The 4,396-nt window shown below is 65.2% G+C and carries 4 protein-coding genes; all 4 read left to right on the top strand.

Translation table 11 applies throughout. The features are described from left to right. Positions 1-995 (top strand): ABC transporter ATP-binding protein (locus tag AC1DEY_RS22605; protein WP_476869949.1); only part of this gene is annotated, 995 nt, incomplete at its 5' end. Continuing rightward, positions 992-1,831 (top strand): ABC transporter ATP-binding protein, encoded by an 840-nt coding sequence (locus tag AC1DEY_RS22600; RefSeq protein WP_476869948.1) that lies wholly within the window; start codon positions 992-994, stop codon positions 1,829-1,831. The genes AC1DEY_RS22605 and AC1DEY_RS22600, both read left to right, overlap by 4 nt. Positions 1,832-1,973: 142 nt before the next feature. Next, entirely contained in the window at positions 1,974-3,203 is a 1,230-nt protein-coding gene (locus AC1DEY_RS22595) for a M20 metallopeptidase family protein (RefSeq protein ID WP_476869947.1), read from the top strand. A 47-nt stretch (positions 3,204-3,250) separates the two neighbouring features. Then, a partial coding sequence (locus tag AC1DEY_RS22590) for an MFS transporter (RefSeq protein ID WP_476869946.1) occupies positions 3,251-4,396 on the top strand: 1,146 nt, incomplete at its 3' end.

The raw sequence follows: 4,396 nt of genomic DNA, 5'->3' as shown, positions 1-4,396 counted from the left end.
GCCTCGGGGCCCTGTACACCCAGCCGGTCGAGGCCGTCGGCCCCTCTGTCATGATCGCCCTGACCGGGCTCTCGGTCATGCTGATCGGCGACGCGCTGGCTGCCGACGCCGATCCCCGCGCCGAGCGGAGCTTCTTCCGCCGGGTGGTCCACCAGAACCGCACGGTGGCGTTCCCGGCGTCGGACCGTGCACTCGTGCGGGTCGAGAACCTGAAGATTGGTGTCCCCGGCGGGCCCGGCCTCGTGAAGAGCATTTCGTTGAGTATCGATCCCGGTGAAGTGCTGGCCCTGGTAGGCGAATCAGGTTCCGGGAAGTCCCTCACGGCCATGGCCATCGCAGGGCTGCCCACCGAAGGCTTGACGGTGGAGGCAGACCTGCTGCGTGTGGACAACATGAACATGCTGGCTGAGCCCGACCCGTCACGCTTGGCCAAAGACATCAGCATCGTCTATCAAGATCCGGGAACCACGTTCAACCCGGCCCTGCGGATGGGTTCCCAGCTCACCGAGGTGCTCCGTACCCACCTGGGCATGGGAGGCGCCMAGGCACGCCACGTCATCACYCAGGCGCTGGCCAGCGTGAACATCACTGAGCCGGCCCGCCGGCTTCGGCAGCACCCGCATGAGCTCTCCGGCGGCATGCGCCAGCGGGCCATGATCGCTGCCTCRATTGTCACTTCGCCCAAGCTGATCGTCGCCGATGAGCCTACGACGGCGCTCGACGTCACCGTCCAGGCAGAAGTCCTGCGGCAATTTCGCCGCATCCGCCGGGAGCAGGGGACCGCCATGCTGTTCATCTCCCATGACCTCGGTGTTGTGGAAGCACTCTGCGACACCATYCTGGTGATGAAGTCCGGCGAAATCGTCGAGCGGCTGACGTCCGCCCAACTGGCCGCCCGAGATGTCCACCACCCCTACACCAAGGCACTGCTGGCCGCCATCCCGGTTCTGGATCGCGGCCCGGTTCCGGAAAATCCTGGAGTTCTCACGTCATGAACGCACACGCAGATGTTCTCAATGTCCCCGGAGGGCCCGGGGCGGGCTTTCAACCAAGCGGAACCGACGTTCCGCTGGCCGCGTCCGTCCGCAACCTCGATGTCAGCTTCGGCGCCGCCCACGTGCTCAAGGACGTGACGCTCGCCGTCCCCGCCCGCTCCGTGGTGGGGCTGGTCGGTGAATCAGGCTCAGGGAAATCAACCCTCGGCAAGACCCTCGTGGGCATCAACAAACCGAACRGCGGCGAAATCTTCATCGGCAACGAGGACTTCACCCGTATGCAGGGCAAGCGCCGGCAGCAGATGCGCCGCGAAGTYCAGTACATCCCTCAGGACCCTTACTCCTCGCTCAGCCCGCGCCGMACCACAGGGCAGACTCTGGCCGAAGCGCTCGATCCRCACGGCGCGRACCCCMGAGAGCATCGGGACGCCATCGCGGCCGCACTGGAACGGGTCAAACTCGACCCGTCCGCCGCSACCCGGTATCCGCACGAGTTTTCCGGCGGGCAACGCCAGCGGATCGCGATCGCCCGGGCCCTCATGCTCGAGCCCAAGCTCGTCATCGCGGACGAGATCACCTCTGCCCTGGACGTTTCAGTCCAGGCCGACGTCATCCGGCTGCTCCAGGACATGCGCGGCACCGTGGAYAGCGCCATGCTGTTCATCTCGCACAACCTCGCCGTCGTCCAGCAGGTCTGCGACGAAGTGGTGGTCATGTTCCAAGGCCGCATCGTGGAACARGGCCCCATCGACACCGTCTACCGGGACCCGCAACACGACTACACCAGGAAGCTCCTCGCCTCCGTCCCCGGCTCACCCGGCTTCGCCCTCGACTGAGGGCGCCAGCGACTGATCTATGCCGCGACGGCATGCTATTCCTGCAATATTGGTCATGGACGGCAGGTAGTGCAGCTCACATACTCGAAAGAAGCCMAACCACGTTTTTGTGGATCACCCGTTCATTCGAAGGGAACACTYCGTGTCCGTCGCCAAAATTCTTGAAGATGCCCGCGCGCTCCACGGCGACATCGTTCAGTTGCGCCACGACCTGCACCGCCACCCAGAGYTGGGYCTGGAACTGCCCCGCACCCAGGAGAARGTACTCGAAGCGCTGGCCGACCTGCCGCTGGAGATCACCCTGGGCRAGGGCCTCACYTCCGTGGGYGCCGTTCTGCGCGGCACCGCCGGAGACACGTCCGACGGCGCCGCCCGGCCGGCCGTTCTGCTGCGCGCAGACATGGACGCCTTGCCGCTCCAGGAGGAAACCGGCATCMATTTCASGTCGGAGGTGGCCAACCGCATGCACGCCTGCGGCCACGACCTGCACACGGCGATGCTCGTCGGTGCGGCACGTCTGCTCGCCGAGCGTCGCCACCAWCTGGCCGGCGACGTCGTCTTCATGTTCCAGCCCGCCGAAGAATTGCTGGCGGGCGCTCCGATGATGATTGAGGAAGGCATCCTGGAGCTGTCCGGCCGGCGGGCCGACGCCGCTTACGGACTRCACGTCTTCAGCGCGGGCGGCAATACAGGCCGCTTCGAAACCAAGCCGGGGGTCATGATGTCCGCCGCGGACGCGCTCTTCGTCARGGTCATAGGCCGCGGCGGTCACGGGTCGGCGCCGCACCASGCGCAGGACCCCGTCCCGGTTATGGCGGAAATGATCCTCGGCCTCCAGCACATGGTCACGCGCCAGTTCAACGCCCACGACCCCGTGGTGGTCTCGGTCGGAATGGTCAAGGCCGGCGAGGCCATCAACGTCATTCCGGACACGGCCGAATTCGGCGCGAGCCTGCGGATGTATTCCGACGAGGCCAGAACCAAAATGCAGTCGGCCATTCCGCGCCTGCTGGAAGGCATCGCATCTGCCCACGGGCTGGAAGTCGACATCAACTATCACGTAGGGGGACGCGTCACGGTGACGGACAAGGCCCAGACCGCTTTTGCCGCCGACCAGATCACCGAACTTTTTGGTGCCGAACGCCACCACCGGCTCGCCGCACCGCTGGGCGGGTCCGARGACTTTGCCGACGTCCTMRYCCGCGTGCCGGGCAGCTTCATCTGCCTGGACGCCACCCCGCTTGCCGGCGGCCCGGACRCGGCGTTCAACCACTCCCCGCGCGCGGCGTTCGATGACAGCGTCCTGGTTGACGGTACSGCCCTGTACACCCAGTTGGCCGTGGGCCAACTGGCCCAGCTCGCCGSCGTCTGACCTTCCCRCCACCCCAATCCTTCCCCCAATACCAAGGACTTTTGATGATGGACCCAACAACAAACGGCACGGCGCACCTTGCCGTGCAGGAAAAGATCCCGGCCGGCCGGGCATCGCTCAATGCGACCACGTCCCAGCGGCAGACTCTCGTCGCCACCGGCATGGGCAACGCTCTCGAATGGTATGACTGGGGCATCTACTCCGCCTTCGCCATCTACTTCGCCACAGAGGTCTTCAACCCCAAAGACCCCCTGGCCGCSCTTTTGGGGGCGATGGCTGTCTTCGCCGTAGGCTTCGTTGCCCGCCCAGTCGGCGGCCTCCTCTTTGGCTGGATGGCGGACCATCTTGGCCGCCGCGCGTCGATGATCTCCACCGTGGGCCTCGCATCGTTCGGATCCCTGATGATCGCACTGGTTCCTACCTACAACTCCGCAGGCGCCTGGGCCGCCGTAGTGCTTCTCACTGCCCGGCTCCTACAAGGGCTGGCCCACGGCGGTGAAATGCCCTCCGCCCAGACCTACATTGCGGAGTCCGCCCCGGCATCCCGCCGCGGTCTCTGGTCCTCGTTGATCTACGTCTCCGGCACCTCCGGCATTGTGATGGGGCTGCTGTTCGGGGTGCTGCTGAACACAGTCCTCAGTAAGCCCGACATGCAGTCGTGGGGCTGGCGTATCCCTTTCGTTGTCGGCGCGCTCCTGGGCCTGTACACCCTGATCGCCCGTTCACGGATGAAGGAAACCGAGGCGTTCACCGCCGCGAAGGCGACCGTTCGCCAGCCGATGTGGCCGGAGATCCGCAAGAACTGGCGCTCCGCCCTCCGCGTGATCGGCCTCGGCGTCGGGGGCACCGTCTGCTACTACGTCTGGTCTGTCAGCGCGGTGCAGCAGGCAGTAATCATTCACAAGATGGACCAGGGAACCGCACTTCTGGCCAGCGTTCTAAGCAACGTCGTGCTGATCATTTCCCTGCCGTTCTGGGGCAAGTTCTCTGACCGTTTCGGCCGCCGACCCAGCCTTTTGATAGGCACCGGCGTGCCCATCATCCTCTTCCCGCTGCTGGTAAACACTGTGGGTCAGAGCTTCTGGTCCCTCTTTCTGCCCGCCACAATCATCCTGGTTTTCATGGGTGCAACGCTGTCCATTTCACCTGCGGTGTTCGCAGAGCTCTTCCCCACGCGGATCCCCACGCGGATC

The organism is Arthrobacter sp. 05T47 (assembly GCF_056395825.1).
Note: the sequence above shows the minus strand (reverse complement) of the source record. Positions and strands in the feature narration are given on the sequence as shown.